The organism is Mitsuaria sp. 7 (genome assembly GCF_001653795.1).
Classification (GTDB): Bacteria; Pseudomonadota; Gammaproteobacteria; order Burkholderiales; family Burkholderiaceae_C; genus Roseateles.
The window spans coordinates 1,095,367-1,114,282 of sequence record NZ_CP011514.1 but is presented as its reverse complement, the minus strand read 5'-3'; the positions used below and the strand labels follow the sequence as shown (position 1 = coordinate 1,114,282).

Here is an 18,916-nt window from a genome sequence, read left to right as displayed (position 1 = left end):
ATTTCACGGTCTCACGATGTAGTTTTACTTCTTTAGCATCCGGCCACCTTTTGAGGAGGGCTCGGACATGCAGGCATGGGCTGACGGTGGGTTGCGCGCGGCGCGGCGGGTGGCGGGCGCCTTGGCGCTCAGCCTGTGCGGGCTGCTCGCCGCGTGCGGCGGTGGTGAGGCGAGCCTCGCCCAGAAGGCCGGTGCCAACGCGGCGGCCATCGATGAGAACGGCGTCGCGCTGATCGCCGAGGTGCCGACGAGTTCGACACCGCCGTCGACCCGCGCGAAGGCCGCCGCGGTGGCAACACATGACACCCCGGCGACCTCGCTGCGCGTCCACTACCGACGCGCCGACGGCAACCACGCCGGCTGGCAGATCCACACCTGGGGCGCCGCACAGGGCCCCAACTGGAACGAGGGCTGGAACGCCGCGGGCAGCGACGCCTTCGGCGTCTACTACGACGTGCCGCTGGCCGCGACGAGCGGCACCGTGGGCTTCCTCTTCCACAACGGCGACAACAAGGACAACGGCGGCGCGGACCAGAGCCTGGCGCTTCAAGCCGGCGCCAACGAGATCTGGCGCCTGCAGGGCGACGGCACCAACTACCCGGGCAATCCGCTGCTGCTGGCCACGCCCGACATCACGACGGTGCGGGTGCACTACAAGCGCTTCGACGGCGCCTACAGCGCCTGGGGCCTGCACCTGTGGAACGGCAGCGGCCTGAACGCCGCGGCGCTGCCCGGCGGCGTCACGATCGACCAATGGAACCAGCCCGTCGCCTTCAGCGCGATGCCGGGCTACGCCGCGGGTGCGGACGAGGTTGTCTTCGACATCCCCGTGCTCAACCCGCTGGGCGACGCGAGCCGCAAGGGCCTGGAGTTCATCGTCCACGGCATGCCGCCCAACGAGAACGACAAGGACGGCCGCGACAACAACATCCGTGTCGAGTTCTCCGCGCTGACGATCCAGAACCAGGTCGGGCACGTGTGGCTGGTGGAACGCGACGCGACGGTCTACACCGCGACGCCGGACCTGCGCCAGGTGTCCAGCACCGACGCGCGCGCCGTGTGGCTCAACAAGACGCTCGTGAAGTGGCCGCGCATCAGCGCCTCCGCCCCGGGTACCGGCACCGTGCGGCTGTATCACTCGGCGACGGGACAGATCACCGTCGCGGCCAACGCGCCGGTGGGCGGCGCCGACGGCTTCATCACGCTGGACGCGTTCACCGGCACCGTGCCGCCGGCCGATGCGCTGCGCTTCAAGTACGTGGCCAGCGGCGCGGTCTTCACCGTGCGCGCGGCCGATGTCGCGCGCCTGCCGTCGCTGCATCAGCGGCAACTCGTGCTCGTGCAGGAGGACGCGCAGGGCCGCGTCCAGAACGCGACGACCGCGCAGATCGCCGGTGCGATCGACGATCTCTACGCCGCAGCCAAGGACGTGCCGGACCTTGGCGCCGTCGTCGCCAACGGCTCGACCAGCTTCAGGCTGTGGGCGCCGACCGCGCAAGACGTGGCCCTCGTGCTGACCACGCCGATCGCCGGCTCGACGCTGACCCGCACCACCACCGAGCCGATGACGCGCGACGCCGCGACCGGCATCTGGCGCCTCACCAAGGCCGGCAGCCTGCAGGGCTCGACCTACCGCTACCAGGTCCAGGTCTTCGTGAAGGGCGTAGGGCTGGTGAAGAACCTCGTGGCCGATCCGTACTCGCTGGGCGTGACGCTCGGCGGGCAGCAGAGCGTGGTGATGGATCTGCAGTCCGCCGCGACCAAGCCCGCGGGCTGGGATGGCGGCGCGCCACCTGCCACGGTGGCCGCGCCGTCGGACCTGAGCATCTACGAGCTGCACGTCCGCGACTTCTCGATCAACGACGCGACCGTGCCCGCCGCGCGTCGCGGCAAGTACCTCGCCTTCGCCGAGTCCGGCTCCAACGGCATGCGCCATCTGAGCGCGCTCGCGGCCGCGGGTCTGACGGACGTGCACCTGCTGCCGGTGTTCGACTTCGCCACCGTCAACGAGAAGGGCTGCGTCACGCCCTCGCCCGCCGGCGCGCCGGACGGCGAGACGCAGCAGGCCGCCGTGGCCGCCACGGCCGGCACCGACTGCTTCAACTGGGGCTACGACCCGCAGCACTTCTCGACGCCGGAGGGCAGCTACTCGAGCAACGCGAACGATCCGGTCGCGCGCGTCGTCGAGTTCCGCCGCATGGTGCAGGCGCTCAACGCCGCCGGCCTGCGCGTGGGCATGGACCTGGTTTTCAACCACACCACCTCGTCGGGGCAGAACGCCACCTCGGTGCTCGACAAGGTCGTGCCCAACTACTACTTCCGCTACAACGCCGCCGGCGGCATCGAGCGCTCGACCTGCTGCGAGAACACGGCCTCCGAGAACCTCATGATGGCCAAGCTGATGATCGATTCGGCGGTCACGTGGACGCGGGACTACCGCATCAGCTCGCTGCGTTTCGACATCATGGGTCACCACCCGCGCGCGGTCATCGAGGCGCTGAAGGCCCGCGTCCAGCAGGCCGCCGGCCGCGAGGTGCAGATCGTCGGCGAGGGCTGGAACTTCGGCGAGGTCGCCAACGGCGCGCGCTTCGTGCAGGCGGAGATGCTGTCGCTGAACGGCTCGGGCATCGGCAGCTTCAATCCGCTGATCCGCGACGCGGTGCGCGGCGGCGGCTGCTGCGATTCCGGCGAGGCGCTGCTCGCCAGCCAAGGCTACGTGAACGGCTTCTTCTACGACAGCAACGGCCACAACGCCGGCCAGACGCGCGGCGAGCTGATGTGGCAGGCCGACCGTATCCGCGCGGCGCTGGCGGGATCGATCCGGAGCTTCCAGATGCAGACGAGCTGGGATGCCACGCTGCGGCTGGAGCAGATCGACGTCGGCGGCATCCCGGCGGGCTGGGTGCTGGAGCCGGGCGAGGTCGTCAACTACGTGGAGAACCACGACAACGTGACCCTGTTCGACAACAACGCGTTCCGGCTGCCCGTGGGCACGAGCCGCGAGGACCGCGCGCGCGTGCAGATCCTGGCGAGCGCGATCAATGCGTTCAGCCAGGGGGTGGCCTACTTCCATGCGGGCACGGACACGCTGCGCAGCAAGTCGCTGGACCGGAACAGCTACGACAGCGGGGACTGGTTCAACCGGCTGGACTGGACCTACGCGGACAACAACTTCGGCGTCGGCCTGCCGCCGTCGCGCGACAACGCGGACAACTGGCCGTCTGCGAAGCCGCTGCTGGCGAACGCGCTGATCAAGCCGGCCGCGGCGGACATCGCGTGGACGCGCGATGCCTTCCGCGATCTGCTGCGCATCCGCAAGAGCTCGACGCTGCTGCGGCTGCGCACGGCGGAGGACATCAAGTCGCGGTTGAGCTTCCTCAACACGGGCTCGGCGCAGGAGGCGACGGTACTGGTCGGGAAGCTCGATGGCGTGGGCTATCCCGGCGCCAACTTCAACGAGCTGGTCTACCTGATCAACGTCGACAAGACCGCCAGGGAACTGACGCTGCCGACGCTGGCGGGACATGCGCTGGCGCTGCATCCGGTGCACACGGCGCCGACCGCCGCCGACGCGCGCGCCCGACAAGCCACCTTCGATCGGACCACGGGCCGCTTCAACGTGCCGGCGCGCACGGCGGTCGTGTTCGTGGTCCCCTCCTCTGCTTCCGCCTCCCGTTGAAAGCCGACGTCATGAAAAGAGTCCATCACCTCCTCGCCGCGTCCGTCATGGCCGCCTCCGCGCTGTTGAGCCTCGCGAGCGCCCCCGCGCAGGCGACACCCGTCGCCATCGACGTCGGCGGCGCGCAGAGCATCAACCTGCAGGGCGAAGCCGGCAACATGGTCTGGTTCATCGATGTCGGCGCGAACGCGGTGCTGAACTCGCTGTCGTGGTCGCTCGATCTGAATGCCTTCGCGCCCAGCGTGCTGTCGGAGATGCAGGTCAGCTTCGGTGGATCGAGCGGGTCGGATCTCGTCACGTTCGCACCGGGCGGCGCGGACTTCGCCAGCGGGGTCGGCAGCTACAGCGGCTCGCTCGATCTGAGTCCGTTCGGGCTGAGCGTCGGCGCGGATGGTCTGCTGCGGCTGGAGTTCAGCGAGGCGTACAAGGACTTCGCGCCCGGCGTCGCTGAAGGCGAATGGCTGCGGGGGAATCTGACGTTCGATGTGACGGCCGCCGCGGTGCCGGAGCCGGCGAGCGCGGCGCTGGTCGTGCTGGGCCTGGGCGTTGTCGGGATCTTCACGCGTCGGCAACGGCGATCGACAACCGCCGCCCGTCAGTCCCACCCGAATTCTCTGAGGACGCTTCGGGCATAGCGCGCTCCCGCCGCCCTCCTTCACACTGGGGATGCCCCTCGCGCCGCGGCGTCGGCATAGTCGCCCGCAGTCGAATGGCCGACGGGCGGGAGGACGCGCGATGGGGAGTCGAAGAAGCCTGGCCTGGAAGGCCGCGGTGGGGCTGGCGGTCGTCCTGCTCGCCCTCGCGGCGCTGCAGGTCCTCAACCATCGCGAGGTGCGCAACGCCCTCTGCGCGGTGGACGGGATGACGTGCACAAGCTCGGCGATGCCCGTTGCCATCGACTCACGCGGCATGCCGGCCGGCGTGCCGCCGTCACTCCTCGCGAACCCGCTGCGCCTGGAGACCAGCACCGCCCTGATCCGCCAGCGTTGCGATGGCCAGTGGACCGTCGCACTTGGAGCCCGCATCCGTGTCGATCCCCTCTCCTTCGGGGATCGCGGCGACAGCGACGGCGCCTGCATCGACGTGTTCCGGTCCAGCGCCCGCGTCAGCCTCGCGAGCCTCCGTCTGCGCCACGGTCTCGGTCCGGCCCAGTGCGTGGTCCGCCTCGAACCGACCGCCGTGGACTGGGACGACGCCTTCGTCGCGAAGCTGTCCGCGCGAGTCGCGCCGGAGACCGTCGCCGCCTGCTCCGCGCTGCTGCCGCAGTCGCCGGACCCGGCCGCCGCGCAGCAGCTGGTCGCGCAGACCATGGATCTCGACGTCCGCTTCGGCATCCCGTACGCCCAGCGCGATCGTCTGTTCAAGCCCGCCGAGGCGGGCGACGCCTCGACCGGCGGCTGGCTGCGACGCGCCCTGTCCTCGATGGACACGCTGCTTGATCTGCGGATCGGCCTGTCCGGCGGGAAGCTCTCGGTGCGGTTCTCGACCTCGCCCGCGCAAGCGCCGGCGAAGGGATCGCCCGAACTCACGCTCGCGCTCGGCGCCGAGGGCAGCGTGCTCGCCCTGCTGCCTGAGCCCTTGAAGAGCACCATCACGCCGACCCAGCCCCTGCGGATCCGCTGGCAGCTCGATCACGACAACGGCCGCGTGCTGGTCAACGACCAGGTCGTCGAGCGACTGCCCGCCCAGGCGCGCCCCGCCGGTCCGACCCCGCTGGCGGCCGCCGAGTGCCAGGGCTTGCCTGCCACGGCACCGCCGCTGTACTTCGTCGAAGCCGGCGATCGCGGCGAGGCCGCAAAGCCGGAACAGACGCGCGCCCTGTTCAGCGCCGTCGAGGCCGCGAACGCCGCCTCGGGCGCGATCGTCTCCGTCTTCGTGCACGGGTGGCAGCACTCTGCGGCGAGCGGGGACAGCTACGCCTGCGACTACGCCAAGCTGATGAGCGCCGTCGACACGATGGAGCAGCAGGCGGCGCGCGCGTCCGGACGACCTGCGCGCCAAGTGATCGGCGCGTACGTCGGCTGGCCCGGCCGGATGTACCCCGGAGAGATCGCCAACGTCACCACCTTCTGGAACCGGCTGCAGGCGGCGGACCGGCTGGGCGCCGACGGCGCACTGCTGCGCGAGGTGATGAGCGGACTCTCGCAACGCGTCGCCGCGCGGACCAGCGACCCGCGCGCCGACCGGCGCAGCGTGTTCGTCGTCACCGGTCACAGCATGGGCGGACGCGCCGTGTTCAACGCCGTGCGCGACGGATTGAGCCCGAAGGTGATGGCGCCCAAGCCCGACCTGATCCTCCTCGTCAACCCGGCGTTCTCCGCCGAGCTCTACCGCGCCATCCACGATCAGGAGCGCCAGTGCCATCCGATCGGCGTGCCCTTGCTGTCCTTCTCCTCCGAAGCGGACGGCGTGACGCGTCAGGTCTATCCCGCCGGGCAGGCCGTCACCTTCGACAGCACGGCGGCGCGCCACGCGTCCTTCCCCGAGCACGTGTACACCGCCGCCAACTTCGGGGAGTTCGTGACGCACCGGCTGCGCATGGAGGTGCTGCGCGACCCGCCGCCCAGCCCGCTCGGCGAGCAGACGGTGTTGCGCGGATTCCCGCGCGTGCCCGAGGGCGATGCCGACGAGCTGTATTCGGACAATCCGGTCACCGTCTTCCGCCAGCCGGAGAGCGGTCGCCCCGCGCGGGGTGACGTGTGGTACCGCATGGCGCTGACCCGCGTCGGCCCGCCGCCCGAGGCCTGCCCCGACGGCGCATCCCGGGTGGTCGAGGTGGACGCCCGCATCCTTCCAGACCACGGGACGATCTTCACGCCGGCGTTCATGGAGTACGTGGTGCGCGCGCTCAACCGCTCCGTGGTCGGCACCGGGCCGGCGCAGCCGGGCAGGACGACGGCGGGAAGGCCCTGACTCAATCGAAGCGTCGGACGTCCAGCGCCTGGCCGATCGACCAGATCACGGCGTTGCGTTCGCTCTCGTCGTCGGCCTTGCACACGCAGCCCGTCATCTCGAAGACCTTGGGGGCCATGTGGAAGGTGGCGATCCATGTCAGGAAGCTGCCTCGCGTGACCACGTCCGCGCAGACCTTGACGGACCGCCCGGTGCCCAGGAACGTGTGCCTGAAGTCGACGATCAGTGACGTGCTCATGGTCCGTTCCTTCGCAGCGCCTGGCTGACGCGAGGTCTGGGAGGCCCAGGTGCGCGTGCGGTCAGTGGCGCTGATTCCAGCACGGATGTCCGCGCGGCCCGCGTATTTCTTCTCGGGGACGATCCGGTGGCAGGCTGCGTGCGCCAGCCCACAGACCCCGCCGCGTCGACACGTCAAGCTGCGGTTGCCATTGATCTGGATCGATCTGCCCGCGGGAGTCCGCGCCGTGCCCCACCCTGTGGAGGTCTTCATCGACCGCGTGTCCGGTCGGCTGCGTGCCGCCAGGGCGTCCGTGCGGGCGCGCTGGTCCGGCGGCGTCGCGGAGCGCCTGGAGATCCGACGCCTGACCGATGAGCTGCTCGTGGCCCGCGAGCACAACCACGCGCAGACGCGCGTGATGCGCGCGGAACACGCACGCGCGATGGCCTCGCTCAAGGCGTCGGAAGAAGAGAGGCAATCGAGCAACGAAGCGCTCCAGGGCAGCGACGAGGAACTCGAGACCGCGATGGAGCACCTCAGGTCCCTCAACGAGGCGCTGTCCACGACCAACGACGAACTGCGCGTGCGCAATCGCGAACTCAAGGCCCTGCATGACGAGGTCACGCAGGGACGCGACTTCGCCGACGCGATCATCGAGACGATGTCCCTGCCGCTGCTGGTGCTGACGCCCGACTGGCGTGTCACGCGCGCCAACCAGGCGTTCTACAGCGTCTACGAGACCACCCCGCGAGACACCCTCCAGCAACGGCTCTACGCGCTGGGCAACGGCCAATGGAATATCCCCGCGCTGCGCGAGCTGCTGGAGACCCTTGTCCCGCGGCACACGCGGGTGCGCGACTACGAAGTCAGCGCGGTGTTCCCCCGCATCGGCGCGCGCACGGTCAAGCTCAACGCGGCCTGCGTCGCCTGGCCGCATCGCACCCTCATCCTGCTGACAATCGACGACGTGACCGCCAAGCGCCAACGGCCGGCGTGATGCGCCGGCCGTCGGTGATGCGTCGAAGCGGGTTCAGACTCTCGGCGGATCGGTTTCGCGCTCGAAGTGGCGGTGGGCCGCCAGCCCTTCGATCAGCGCGCGGACGCCCTTGTCCGCCGAGTCGCCGGTGAAGAGCCCCGGCGTCATCACATCGGGCTCCAGTGCGGGTCCCAGTCCCGCCGCGCGCAGCAGCGAGACGCCGGCTCCGAGCGCGAGGATGGGCTTGCAGTGCCGGAACTGGTCGCGGATGAACTCGTAGACGTGAGCATCGCGCCCGAGCGCGCGGATCGCTTCCTCGCCGTCCGGCACGACGAGCGCGTCGAACAGGAAGCCGGGCTCGTTCTCCAGCGACACGTCCGCCTCGATCGGCACGCCGTCGGCTGCCTTCACCGGTCCGATGCGCGGCGCCGCGAAGCGCGGCACGGCGCCCTTCGCGAGCAAGGCGGCGTGGACGTCCTTCGCCCCCTGCCCGACGACGCCGTCGGCCACCAGGATCACCACCTTGCGGCCGGTGATCGAGCCGTCGCCCGGGCGCGCCAGCAGCGACAGCGACGGCGACTTGCGCACCTCGGGTTCCGGCGCGTTCTCGATGGCGAGGGGCATCGGAGGCGGCAGAGGCATGTTCAGCCCGTCGGCGACCTTTGCCGCCAACGCTTCCGACGCGTTCCGCAGCGAGGACAGCATGCGCTCGCGGATCGCGGGCACCGTCACCTTGCTGAGCTCGAAACGGAAAGCCGCGGCGATGTGGGCCTGCTCCGCGGGCGACTGGCTCTCGAAGAACAGGCGTGCCTGGTTGTAGTGCTCCGCGAAGAGCTCGGGCTTGGCGCGCACCTTGGCCTGCTCGTCCGATCCGCGTTGACGCGCGGCAACGGACGTGAAGCCTTGCGCCGCGCCCGCCTGGAACGGACAGCCGCCGCCCAGCGAGTTGGGCTCGTAGGACACGCGCCCGCGCGGGATCGCCTGGCGGTGCGCCCCGTCGCGCTGGTTGTTGTGGACCGGCGCGATCGGCGCGTTGATCGGGATCTCGTGGAAGTTGGGTCCGCCCAGCCGCGTGATCTGCGTGTCCACGTAGGAGTGGATGCGCCCCGCCAGCAGCGGGTCGTTGCTGAAGTCGATGCCCGGCACGACGTGGGCCGTGCAGAAGGCGACCTGCTCCGTCTCGGCGAAGAAGTTGTCCGGGTTGCGATTCAGCACCATGCGACCGATCGGGCGCACCGGCACCAGTTCCTCGGGAATGAGCTTGGTCGCGTCGAGGATGTCGAAGCTGAACTGGTCCGCCTGCTCCTCGGTGAAGACCTGCACGCCGAGCTCGTACTCCGGGAAGGCGCCCGATTCGATGCGCTCCCAGAGGTCTCGGCGGTGGTAGTCCGGATCGGCGCCGGAGATCTTCACCGCTTCGTCCCATACGAGCGAATGCGTGCCCGCTTTCGGGGTCCAGTGGAACTTCACGAAGACGCTCTCGTCCGCCTCGTTGACGAAGCGGTAGGTGTGGACGCCGAAGCCTTGCATCGTCGCGTAGGAGCGCGGGATCCCGCGGTCGCTCATCACCCACATCAGCATGTGCGTGGACTCGGGCATCAGCGAGACGAAGTCCCAGAAGGTGTCGTGCGCGCTGGCGGCCTCGGGCATGTGGTGATGCGGCTCGGGCTTCACCGCATGGACCAGGTCCGGGAACTTCATCGCGTCCTGGATGAAGAACACGGGGATGTTGTTGCCCACCAGGTCCCAGTTGCCTTCGTCGGTGTAGAACTTGACGGCAAAGCCGCGCACGTCGCGCGCCGTGTCCTTGCTGCCACCGCCGCCCTGCACCGTGGAGAAGCGGACGAACACCGGCGTCTGCTTGCCCGCCGCCTTGAACGGCGCGGCCTTGGTGAGGTCGGTCAGCGCGTCGTAGCTTTCGAAGAAGCCGTGGGCGGCGGAACCGCGCGCATGCACGATGCGCTCGGGGATGCGCTCGTGATCGAAGTGGGTGATCTTCTCGCGGAGGATGAAGTCCTCGAGCAGCACCGGGCCGCGCGGCCCGGCCTTCAGCGAGTTCTGGTTGTCGGCGATGCGCACGCCCTGGTTGGTCGTGAGCGCCTGGCCCGACGAATCGACACGCACGCGGTCCAGCGGCGCGATCGTGGCGTTGCGGCCTTCGGGCGCCTGCGTGCCCACCTTGGCATTGGTCTGGGCTTCGGACAGCGTACTGGCCGACGGCAGACGCGACGGTGCATCGACCGTGACGCCCGGTTGCGGATGGATGCCTTCCTCGAAGCCGTGCTCCGCGGGCTTGTTGGCGTTGAACGGCATGGCCGTGGCCATCGCGTTCGTTTCGGCGGCCTGCTTCAGCGCGAGATCGCCGGCATCGGCGGACGGCGCCCGGCTGGACGCGCTGTCGGTGTTGCGGGCGGCGGCCTTGGGGCCGGCATCGCCCTGGGCATTGCTGGCGGCCGGTCCCTTGCGGGAGGGGGAAGCGGGCGGAGTGGGTGATTTAGGCATGGTCGTCCTCGTGGTTCTGCGGAAAGCTCGACGGCATGCGGCAGAAACCGTTCCTGCCGCCAGCGTCGAGACCGGCAGCGCCGGTCGTTGTCATGCCTGCGGGCGACAGCCTCACGACGCGGCTTCTTCCTCGAGTTCGACGAGGAGTTCGGCCTTGCGGGCGCTCAGTTCGTCGCCGAGCGCGTCGAGATCCACACCGGACTTGCGGACCTTGGGGAACAGCGCCTGCTCCTCCTCCTTGACGTGGTGGGCGATGTATTCGCCCAGCACCTTGACCTTGGCGTCGTAGAGCGCGTCGGAGGGGGCGCCCTCGGCGATCTGCGCGATCAGGTCCTTGGCGCCGGCATGTTCGACCTCGGCCTCGTCGAGCAGGTCGTCGCCGTCCTCGTCCTCCATCGCACCGCGCGCGGCGGGGTAGAAGATCTCTTCCTCGATGGTCGCGTGGACGGTGAGCTTGGCGCAGATGTCCTGGGCGAGCTGTTCGCGAAGATCGTCCTCGCCCTCGTCGTCGACCAGCTTCTGGTAGGCCTTGAACAGCGCCTGCACTTCCTTGTGGTCATCGGTCAGCAGCTTGATCGCATCGACCGCGCCGTCGGAGGCGCGGGACGCGGCCTTGGACTTGTCGGCAGTCTTGGGCTTGGCCTTGCCCGAACTCTTTTCCGGAGTCTTGTCCGAGCTCTGGTCCAAGCTCTTGTGCGAGCTGTCTGTCTGAGCCGTCCTGGCGGAAGTCTTGGTGATGGCGGGCATGGAAAGTCCTTGGCTGGGAAACCCCTGCGGGCTTGCCTGGCGTGAGTGGATGGGAGGGGAAGGCGATGAGACGTGCGCCTCGATGCGTCCGGGAAGTCCGGTGGTCTCCGGTACGCAAGATCGAGGCCGTTCCCAGTGGCCATCGTGTAAAGACGGCCGCGCTTGGCGTCGGCGTCGCATCGCGCCGCCTTGCCTGTGCATCGACTCCGCGTGAGCTGCGGTCAATCGGTAATCCACACCGATACCGAGGAACCGTAGAGAGAACATCCCGGGTCGTGTGAGGGCCGATCGTGAGGCGCCCATAGGGAGACGACGCGGGAACACCGCCGGGAACGAGCGGGGCTCCCGCATGCCTTGACCGGGCACGCGGGCCGCATCCGGCTCTCTCAACCTCCAGGACTCACGATGAACACCACCACCAACACCACCACCCAGGAACGTCTGGTCACCGGCCTCTTCCCCGATCGCGCCAGCGCCGAGTCCGCCTACGGCTCGGTCAGCGAGCGCGGCTACGACCCGAAGGACATCGACCTGGTCATGTCCGACGACACCCGGCAACGCCACTTCAGCGACAAGGCCGTGGAGACTGAACTCGGCACCAAGGCCGCTGAGGGCGCAGGCATCGGCGGAGCCATCGGCGGCACCGTGGGCGCGATCGCCGCGGCGGTCGCCGCCGTCGGGACCAGTCTGGTGTTGCCGGGTCTGGGCCTCGTGATCGCGGGCCCGCTCGCGGCGGCTGCCGCGGGTGCGGGCGCGGGCGCGGCCGGAGGCGGCCTGATCGGCGCGCTGATCGGCTGGAGCATGCCGGAGGAGCGCGTCAAGCAATACGAGGAAGGTGTGCGCAACGGCGGCATCCTGATGGGCCTGCGCGCCAAGAACGACGAGGACGCGGCGCACTTCGAGCGCAGCTGGACGGCCGCCAACGGCCAGAACGTGGCCCGGTGATGCGCCGCGCCCGCCTCGCCGTCGCAGACGTCTCCGCCGCCTCGGCGACCTCCGCGGCCCTCGCCGGGTTCGCCCGCCGTCCCTGCGTCAAGAAAGAACCCTGATGAATCCCGACTTCCAACGAATGATGTCGCGCGCTGCCCTGCAGACGCGCGGCGGTGACCTGATGGGCGCCACGCGTTCCATCCAGGACGCGCTGGCCGGAGCGACCCCGTTCGACGCCGATGCTGACACGGCCGGCGTCGACACGCAGGACGGGGATGTCATCGATGTCGAAGCGCGCGTGATCGAAGATCGCCACGCGGGCATCGGCTTCGCGGAGGAACTCCGGTCCCATCCCGAGGCCCGTGGACATCGCGAGCCGCCGCGCGAAGTCCGCGAGCCGGTCATGGACGAGGAGCGCTTCCTTGCCGCCACCTACGCGCGGGGCCACGTGTCCATCGACTACAAGCTCTACGTGCCGCCCGGCGACCCGTCGACGCCTCGCCCCTTGCTGTTGATGCTGCATGGCTGCACGCAGGACCCGGACGACTTCGCCGTCGGGACCCGCATGAACGAGGTCGCCAAGCGCAACGGCTGGCTGGTGCTCTATCCGGAGCAATCCACGAAGTTCAACCCGCAAGGCTGCTGGAACTGGTTCAAGACCAGCCACCAGGCGCGCGGTCGCGGCGAGCCGGCACTGCTCGCGGCGCTGACACATCACGTCATGGCCACCCACCGTGTCGACGCGCGGCGCGTGCACGTGGCGGGTCTGTCCGCCGGTGGCGCGATGGCGGCGGTGCTGGGGCAGACCTATCCCGAGATCTTCGCTTCCGTCGGGGTGCATTCCGGACTTCCCAGCGGCGCGGTCGCCAGTGCGCCTGAAGCCCTCGCGATGATGCGGACCGGGCAGGACACGCGCAGCGTCTCGCGCATGACCACCTCGCCGCCGGTGGCGATTCCGACGATCGTCTTCCATGGCACGCGTGACATGACCGTGCATCCGCTCAATGGCGAGCATGTCTTCGCCGATGCGATCACGGGCCTCGAGGGCACCGAACGCGTCGAGCACGGCCGCGAAGGCGGACGGGCCTACACCCGCAAGACCTGCGTGGCCACGGACGGCCGCACGCTCGCCGAGCTCTGGCTCATCGACGGCGCGGGCCACGCCTGGTCCGGCGGCGACCGGCGCGGCTCCCATGCCGACTGGCAAGGGCCGGACGCGGCCGGCCAGATGATCTGTTTCTTCTCCGCGCATCCGCGCGCGGGCGACGCATAAGCGCCCCTCTTCACCCACTTTCCTGGAGCGCCACCATGGCCACCATTTCCACTCTCTCCGACCTCTACATCAGCGAACTGAAGGACCTCTGGTCCGCCAACGACCAGATGGCGCGCGCGCTCAAGAAGATCACGCCGCAGGCGACCAACGCGAAGCTGTCGCAGCTGCTCGAGGAAGCGCAGACCGGCATCGCGGACCACACCCAGCTGCTGAAGGCGCTGATCGCCAATCAGGGCGAGGAAGTGTCCAAGGAACACTGCAAGGGCATGGAGGGACTGGTCAGCGAAGCCCTCAAGCATGTGCTCGAACAGCCGCCGCAGAATGGTCCCGTGCTGGACGCGCTCATCATTGCGCAGTACCAGCGCATGACGCATTACGGCATCACGGGATTCGGCACGGTGGCCGCATTCGCGAACGCACTCCAGATGGAGGACGACGGACGGCAACTCAAGGACGCCGTCGACGACCTGTACGACGCGGATGAACTGATGTCCGAACTCGCCGAAGCGGCCGTCAATCGCGAGGCCGCCGAGGAGTGATCGGGCCTGCCGGTCCGCGAGCGTTCATGCGGCGACCGGCGGTTCGATCCAGTAGCGATCCCGGCCATGACTGCGATGCAACTCGGACTCATAGTCGCGATCGATCGAGGCGATGTCCTGGAAGGGCGGACTGTTGCGCACCGACGCGCGATCGACGGACACCCGGAGTTGCCTCGCCTCGACGTCGATCGCGTTGATCGCGTCGACCCAGCAGACACTGATTAGCACGCGATGCCCGCCCTGCCACCAGCGGGCGGTGTCGACCAGCAGATAACGGAGCATCCAATCCGCATCGTCATAGACCAGATCGACCACCCGGCCGATGTCGACGCCGTCCGACGACAGATCGCAGGCCAGCAGGGAGGCTTCGGTCAGCAGCGGGATCGCGGCGGCTGGCGCCGCTTGCCCGTAGTGCAGCAGCGCAGACCGTGCCTGCTCGGCCGAGATGCCCTGCAAGGGGTGCAGCGTCGGGCTGGTCCGGACCATCCGTCGGCAGACATCCATGTGCATGCTGCCGCGCTCGATGGGCTGCAGCAGCAGGGACGGCGGGATCAGCACCCAGCGACCGAACAGCCAGGGGCTGGACTCCAGCACCAGGAACCGGATGCGCCAGTCCGCCGTGTCGAACAGCGCGAGGCGCACCTGTCCGATGTCGCCGTCGTTGCCGGTGACCTTGCAGCGGTGCAGCAGGCTCAGGCTGTTCAGCCGGCCATGGCCGGAGCCGGTCATCTATCGCCGGCCGACGCGCGACGGCGCCACCGGGGGAATCACGGGACCGGGCATCTCTGGCGACGGCATGGGCGGCTTCGCCTGCTTGGGTTTCTTCGCTTCCTTGTTGCCGTGTTGACGTTTGGACATGCGTACTCCAGGACTGATGAGGGATTGAGCCTGGAGGCTGCGCCCATCCGCCCGCCGGGTCGGTGCGCCACCGCACTCAGCCGACAGGGCGGGGAGCGCCCTCCCCGGCGGTCGGTCCGACCCCCGACCTATACTCGATTGGCGGTTCAACGCCGCAAGGAGCGCGGATGGTGAGCATGGCGTTGGCGCGCGAGAACCGGCTCCTCGCCGCGTTGTCGGACGAGGAACTGTCCCGGTGGTTGCCCGACCTGGAAGTGGTCGATGCGCCGCTCGGGCAGGTGCTCTACGAATCCGGGGGGCAGTTGTCCCACGTCTACTTCCCCACGACCTGCATCGTGTCCCTGCTCTACGTGCTGGAGGACGGCGGTTCCGCCGAGATCTCCGTCGTCGGCTACGAGGGCGTGCTGGGCGTATCGCTGTTCATGGGCGGCCAGACCACGCCGAGCCGCGGCGTCGTGCAGAGCGCCGGCCAGCTGCTGCGGCTGCGATCGGACCTGATGCTCACGGAGTTCAACCGCGCCGGCAAGGTGATGCAGCTGCTGCTGCGCTACACGCAGGCGCTGCTGACGCAGATGTCGCAGACGGCGGTCTGCAACCGCCATCATTCGCTGGATCAGCAGCTCTGCCGCTGGCTGCTGCTGAGCCTGGACCGGCTGCATGGCGACGACCTCGTCATGACCCAGGAGCTGATCGCCAACATGCTGGGCGTGCGCCGCGAAGGCGTCACCGAGGCGGCGGGCAATCTGCAGGACGCCGGTCTCATCCGCTATCGACGCGGGCACATCACGGTGCTGGACAGGCCGGGACTGGAACTGCGCACCTGCGAGTGCTACGCGGTCGTCAAGAACGAGTACACCCGGCTGCTGACGACGCCCCTTGTCCCTTGAACCTGAACCACGGCGGCGGTGGGTTCGTCGCCGCACAGACGGGTCCGGCACAGGAGGATCAGCGTGAAGTCCCTCCTCGCCTTCAGGATCCGCGATGTTGCTGTCCCAGGAAAACACGATGCCTGCCATGCGTGGCACGGGCGACGGGCTAGCGCCCGGCGCCCCAGTCGATCCGGGCCTGAGATTCGGCGCCGCGGCGCTGCAGGTGTCCGAGCAGCGGCGCAGCGACATCCTGGCCCTCGTCGCGCACGAGCTGCGCGATCCGCTGGCGGCGATCGGCGCCGCGCTGCGGGTCCTCAACGTGAGGGCTAGTCCGAACGACACGGCGGAACGGGCCGTCATCGAACGTCAGTTGGGCACCTGCCAGCGCCTGGTGGAGGACCTGCTGGATCATGCGCTGGTCTCGCGCCATGCCTTGACGGTCCAACGGGTGCCGGTTCCCTTGCGCGAGTTCTTGTCGAATGCCCTGGAGGCCACGAGGCCAGGACGCGAATTGAAGCGGCACCGGCTGATGACGCTCCTTCCGGACGCGCAGCTCCAGGTGCGCGGGGATGGCACGAGGCTGGTGCAGGTCGTCGGCAATCTGCTCGCGAACGCCGCCCGGTACACGCCGGCGGAGGGATGCATTGAACTGTGGACGGTGACCTCCGCCGGGCATTGCGCGGTGCACGTGAAGGACAACGGCCAGGGGATCAGCGTCGAACAGATGGGGCGCATCTTCGAACCGTATGTCCAGGGGCACCGTCCGCTCGACACGGATTACCACGGCCTCGGGTTGGGACTCGCGCTGGCCAGGGCGATCGCCGAGCTGCATGACGGCTCGATTACGGCGCACAGCGAGGGCTGGGGTCAGGGGAGCGAGTTCTGCCTCAGGCTGCCCCTCTGGAAGGCCTCTGCCCCGAGCTGATGCCCTCGTGGGCTGACATCCGTGGCATCGGGCGCCCGGTCTATCTCCCCCCTCAATCCCCTCCTCGCTGAACGGGAAGGTTCGTGGTCTCCCGGCCACTGCGGCGGCCTCCTGGTGCTGTCAGAATCGCTGCCCTGCCCGTGCCAAGAAGAGAAGAGCACGACCGTGGACCCAGGGGAGACGCTCTTTGTGCTGGGCGTGTCGCCGGACAACTTCCGGGTCAAGGTCTTCCCGGGCATCGTGAAGGACGGCGCTTTCCGCGAGGACACGCTCGGTCTGGCTGCGGTCTACAGCGGCCCTGACGACGGGTATGTGGTGGGCAAGGCCCACAAGGGCGACGTGCTAGCCATCACGATGGTCCGGCGCCTCAAGGACACCGCGGATGTCCTGGGCCAGGACTTCGTGCCCTGCGCCGGCTACAAGACCATGGTCTTCACAGTACCGGATCAGCCCGTGGTCTATCTGGGGGATGTGAGCTATATGACCGCCCAGAACGGGCGTGGGCTGGCCATCCGCTATACCGACAACCTCGAGGCGGCGACGGCGTATCTGGCCAAGAACTACCCCAACCTGCCTTCGGCACCGGTGCCGGCCGCGTATGACCTGATGCCTGCGAAGTTGTCCTGCACGACCACGATCGTGGTGCCCATCTATGTCCGCTGACGAGCCTGGCGGCCCATGAGGTCGCCAAGCAAAGGTCTGTGCGGGGAGGTGGTCAAGAACGAATACAAGCAATTGCTCAAGTCGACGCCGATCGCGTTGGTTTGAGCGACAGGGAGACCGTGAGAAGACGCGTAAATCAGGGTTCCAACAGCCAGCCGAGCAGCTCCTCGTAGCGCTGCTGATGGTCCGGCGGTGGGTGTTGAGCCGCGCTCGTCGTCTCACCGACTCCTGACGGCCAGCCGATCGCCCCACCGTGGTCAACGGGCCATGTCGTGCGAAGCCCTTCGCGATGGTTGGTAAGACTGGCCGACTCCAGGCTCACGACACCATCGTTCCGCACGTCCCCGAAACCTCCGATGCTGGCAGTGAGCGCAAAGACTGGGGAGCGATGTATGGGTCCGCCGTCGCATCCCACGCAAAAGTACTTCACCCCGTCGACGTTCTCATCTTGCGGGTAGTCGTCCTTACGCACTCGCAGATCCTTGAGCGCACCGAGGTCCTCTGCAAAGTAATGGGTCAACAGGCGGGTCGGATTGGGCAGCCCAAGCGGACCACGTTTCAAGACTGCGTTTGCCACGGGACTACCGAAGTGCGGCGTCGCGACCGTGATGAGGCATTTCACCCGTCTGGCGATGTCTTTGTCGCGCGCGAGCATGCGTCGGCAATCCAGACCGCCCATGCTGTGCGCAATGATGTGGATAGGTTCTCCATCGTCGGGCCATAACTACTGCACCTGTCTGGCAAGGCTGTTCGATCTCGCGTCGAGCGATCCCAGTGTCTTGACCGTGGGGCATGCCACGTCGTGCCCTGCCTCTTCGTACATGGCCTTGATGCCGTTGAAGTAGTGCAGCGGTTGATCAGGAACTACGGAGCCGAAGCCCAGGATTCCATGGGCAAGGACGATTCGAGCCATGACCATCTCCCTCTGTTGCACGCGACCTTGAAGGTTCGCGTCCTCAGGCCAGCCCGTCTCGAACACACGAGGCGAGCACCTGAAGCCGCAATGCGAGTCCGTGGAGTTCCTCCGCACGCCGAACCAGCAGAGGTCTCGTGAATGGGTTCGGCCCCTGAAGACTCAAGATGTGCTCGGCAATGCGATCGATGATGTCGCGCGCCTCGATGAGCACAACAATCTCTTTGGCCCTCAACTGGCCGAGTTGGAGCTCGTGAACCGCGGCACGAAGAGCCTTCACGCGACGATCGCTCACGGAGATGCGGTCGCTGCGCTCTGCATCACTTTCCAGCCAGTCTTGCGTCGTGATGCCATCGACCTGTTGCTGGCCGACCGCCGAGGTCGCCTCCGCAGCGATGCTGAACAACAACTGGGATCGAGATTCGATGCCCGTGGCTTCATCATCGCGTTTCGCCTGCAAGGCCTTCTCGTGCTGAAGGGACGTCACCTCGATCGCCACCAGGATCGCCGCGATGGACCCGACAGCCTGGACCCAAGCCGCCCAATCAGCGCTCTTGAAGTCGAGCAGCAGCCCTGCCGCCAATCCGACCAGTCCGATCAGAAGACCCATCCCAACTGCGTGTCGGCGAAATCGCATGCGGATCTTCCTCAGAGGGACGGCGTCTTGCCACAGTCCGAAGTAGATCATGGACGACCCAAAGCAAAACGCCCGCAGGACTTGCGTCTTGCGGGCGTTTCTTGTTCGGTGGGGTGGCTAATGGGACTCGAACCCACGACAACCAGAATCACAATCTGGGACTCTACCAACTGAGCTATAGCCACCACTGGAGAAGCCTTAGATTATGGCCACTTTTCTCCTCTGTGGGAAGCACTTTCTGCGATTCTTTTTCAAATAGCTCGAATCGCGCGAGT

General features: G+C 68.1%; 18 protein-coding genes and 1 tRNA gene. 10 read left to right on the top strand and 9 right to left on the bottom strand.

The annotated features are described in order from the left end of the window. Window positions 1–67 precede the first annotated feature (67 nt). The 3 genes from ABE85_RS04945 (at window position 68) to ABE85_RS04935 (ending at window position 6,592) form a co-directional block, all read left to right on the top strand. The gene (locus tag ABE85_RS04945) at window positions 68–3,679 is read left to right on the top strand and encodes an alpha-1,6-glucosidase domain-containing protein (RefSeq protein ID WP_082938328.1); all 3,612 of its coding nucleotides are present in this window, start codon (window positions 68–70) and stop codon (window positions 3,677–3,679) included. Between the two features lie 11 nt (window positions 3,680–3,690). Next, window positions 3,691–4,314, top strand: a complete 624-nt coding sequence (locus ABE85_RS04940; protein ID WP_082938327.1) for a PEP-CTERM sorting domain-containing protein — start codon at window positions 3,691–3,693, stop codon at window positions 4,312–4,314. 100 nt (window positions 4,315–4,414) lie between these two features. Then, a complete protein-coding gene (locus tag ABE85_RS04935) occupies window positions 4,415–6,592 on the top strand; it encodes a hypothetical protein (RefSeq protein ID WP_157521946.1) in 2,178 nt (725 codons plus the stop codon). A 1-nt stretch (window position 6,593) separates the two neighbouring features. On the opposite strand, the gene ABE85_RS04930 is transcribed toward ABE85_RS04935, so the two are convergent. Then, a complete protein-coding gene (locus ABE85_RS04930) occupies window positions 6,594–6,830 on the bottom strand; it encodes a hypothetical protein (protein ID WP_067270627.1) in 237 nt (78 codons plus the stop codon). 226 nt (window positions 6,831–7,056) lie between these two features. On the opposite strand from ABE85_RS04930, the gene ABE85_RS04925 reads away from it, so the two are divergent. Then, a complete protein-coding gene (locus ABE85_RS04925) occupies window positions 7,057–7,806 on the top strand; it encodes a hypothetical protein (RefSeq protein ID WP_157521944.1) in 750 nt (249 codons plus the stop codon). Between the two features lie 33 nt (window positions 7,807–7,839). On the opposite strand, the gene ABE85_RS04920 is transcribed toward ABE85_RS04925, so the two are convergent. Both ABE85_RS04920 and ABE85_RS04915 read right to left on the bottom strand, forming a co-directional pair. Beyond that, complete coding sequence (locus tag ABE85_RS04920; protein ID WP_067270621.1) at window positions 7,840–10,287, bottom strand: catalase; 2,448 nt, start codon at window positions 10,285–10,287, stop codon at window positions 7,840–7,842. Window positions 10,288–10,398: 111 nt separating this feature from the next. Further along, window positions 10,399–11,034 (bottom strand): hemerythrin domain-containing protein, encoded by a 636-nt coding sequence (locus ABE85_RS04915; RefSeq protein WP_082938326.1) that lies wholly within the window; start codon window positions 11,032–11,034, stop codon window positions 10,399–10,401. A gap of 405 nt (window positions 11,035–11,439) precedes the next feature. On the opposite strand from ABE85_RS04915, the gene ABE85_RS04910 reads away from it, so the two are divergent. The 3 genes from ABE85_RS04910 to ABE85_RS04900 all read left to right on the top strand — a co-directional run bounded on the left by ABE85_RS04910 (window position 11,440) and on the right by ABE85_RS04900 (window position 13,776). Then, window positions 11,440–11,979: a hypothetical protein gene (locus tag ABE85_RS04910; RefSeq protein WP_067270617.1), complete on the top strand. Its 540-nt coding sequence runs from the start codon at window positions 11,440–11,442 to the stop codon at window positions 11,977–11,979. A 103-nt stretch (window positions 11,980–12,082) separates the two neighbouring features. Then, window positions 12,083–13,237 carry a PHB depolymerase family esterase gene (locus tag ABE85_RS04905; protein ID WP_067270614.1) on the top strand — a complete coding sequence of 385 codons (1,155 nt, stop codon included), beginning with the start codon at window positions 12,083–12,085 and terminating at the stop codon, window positions 13,235–13,237. Between the two features lie 35 nt (window positions 13,238–13,272). After that, the gene (locus ABE85_RS04900) at window positions 13,273–13,776 is read left to right on the top strand and encodes a ferritin-like domain-containing protein (protein WP_067270611.1); all 504 of its coding nucleotides are present in this window, start codon (window positions 13,273–13,275) and stop codon (window positions 13,774–13,776) included. Between the two features lie 24 nt (window positions 13,777–13,800). On the opposite strand, the gene ABE85_RS04895 is transcribed toward ABE85_RS04900, so the two are convergent. Together ABE85_RS04895 and ABE85_RS28640 are read right to left on the bottom strand one after the other, a co-directional pair. Next, complete coding sequence (locus ABE85_RS04895) at window positions 13,801–14,505, bottom strand: PRC-barrel domain-containing protein (protein WP_067270608.1); 705 nt, start codon at window positions 14,503–14,505, stop codon at window positions 13,801–13,803. After that, entirely contained in the window at window positions 14,506–14,634 is a 129-nt protein-coding gene (locus tag ABE85_RS28640) for a hypothetical protein (RefSeq protein ID WP_255362643.1), read from the bottom strand. A 167-nt stretch (window positions 14,635–14,801) separates the two neighbouring features. Here ABE85_RS28640 and ABE85_RS04890 point away from each other — a divergent pair, with 167 nt between their 5' ends. From ABE85_RS04890 to ABE85_RS04880, 3 genes are all read left to right on the top strand, one after another. Beyond that, window positions 14,802–15,521 (top strand): Crp/Fnr family transcriptional regulator, encoded by a 720-nt coding sequence (locus ABE85_RS04890; protein WP_067270605.1) that lies wholly within the window; start codon window positions 14,802–14,804, stop codon window positions 15,519–15,521. Window positions 15,522–15,639: 118 nt separating this feature from the next. Beyond that, window positions 15,640–16,428, top strand: a complete 789-nt coding sequence (locus tag ABE85_RS04885) for a sensor histidine kinase KdpD (protein WP_197507199.1) — start codon at window positions 15,640–15,642, stop codon at window positions 16,426–16,428. A gap of 165 nt (window positions 16,429–16,593) precedes the next feature. Further along, entirely contained in the window at window positions 16,594–17,091 is a 498-nt protein-coding gene (locus ABE85_RS04880; RefSeq protein ID WP_157521942.1) for a hypothetical protein, read from the top strand. 136 nt (window positions 17,092–17,227) lie between these two features. Here ABE85_RS04880 and ABE85_RS04875 read toward each other — a convergent pair whose 3' ends face one another. The 4 genes from ABE85_RS04875 to ABE85_RS04860 all read right to left on the bottom strand — a co-directional run bounded on the left by ABE85_RS04875 (window position 17,228) and on the right by ABE85_RS04860 (window position 18,826). Beyond that, window positions 17,228–17,791, bottom strand: a complete 564-nt coding sequence (locus ABE85_RS04875; RefSeq protein WP_255362658.1) for a triacylglycerol lipase — start codon at window positions 17,789–17,791, stop codon at window positions 17,228–17,230. 24 nt (window positions 17,792–17,815) lie between these two features. Further along, entirely contained in the window at window positions 17,816–18,004 is a 189-nt protein-coding gene (locus ABE85_RS04870) for a hypothetical protein (RefSeq protein ID WP_157521940.1), read from the bottom strand. Between the two features lie 43 nt (window positions 18,005–18,047). Next, the gene (locus ABE85_RS04865) at window positions 18,048–18,614 is read right to left on the bottom strand and encodes a hypothetical protein (protein ID WP_067270587.1); all 567 of its coding nucleotides are present in this window, start codon (window positions 18,612–18,614) and stop codon (window positions 18,048–18,050) included. A gap of 136 nt (window positions 18,615–18,750) precedes the next feature. Further along, a tRNA-His gene (locus ABE85_RS04860) sits at window positions 18,751–18,826 on the bottom strand. Window positions 18,827–18,916 lie beyond the last annotated feature (90 nt).